General features: G+C 66.9%; 1 pseudogene. It reads right to left on the bottom strand.

Features of this window, described 5'->3' with window-relative positions:
* Positions 1-359: pseudogene (locus tag ON45_RS20680) on the bottom strand (hypothetical protein); the annotation flags it as partial.

Below are 359 nucleotides of genomic sequence, written 5' to 3'. Positions count from 1 at the left end.
CAGCGACGCGATCGGCAGACTCGCGATCGGGAGACTGGCGATCGGCAACGACGCGATGGGGAGACTCGCGATCGGAAGACTGGCGATCGGCAACGACGCAATCGGAGTACCGGCCAGATCCAACGAGGCGATCGGCAGGGAAGCGATCGGGAGCGACGCGATGGGCAACGACGCGATCGGAAGGCTTGCGATCGGGAGACTGGCGATCGGAAGCGACGCGATCGGCAGCGACGCGATCGGCGTCCCCGCCACGTCGAGGCTGGCGATCGGAATCGAACCGAGGGTTCCGTCGGGCGACAGGGAAGCGATCGGTGTGCCGGCAACCGGAAGCGATGCGATCGGCAGACTCGCGATCGGCA

Source organism: Ilumatobacter nonamiensis YM16-303 (genome assembly GCF_000350145.1).
GTDB classification, from domain to species: Bacteria; Actinomycetota; Acidimicrobiia; order Acidimicrobiales; family Ilumatobacteraceae; genus Ilumatobacter_A; species Ilumatobacter_A nonamiensis.
The sequence above is the reverse complement of the archived record's forward strand: the minus strand, read 5'-3'. Positions and strand labels throughout refer to the sequence as shown.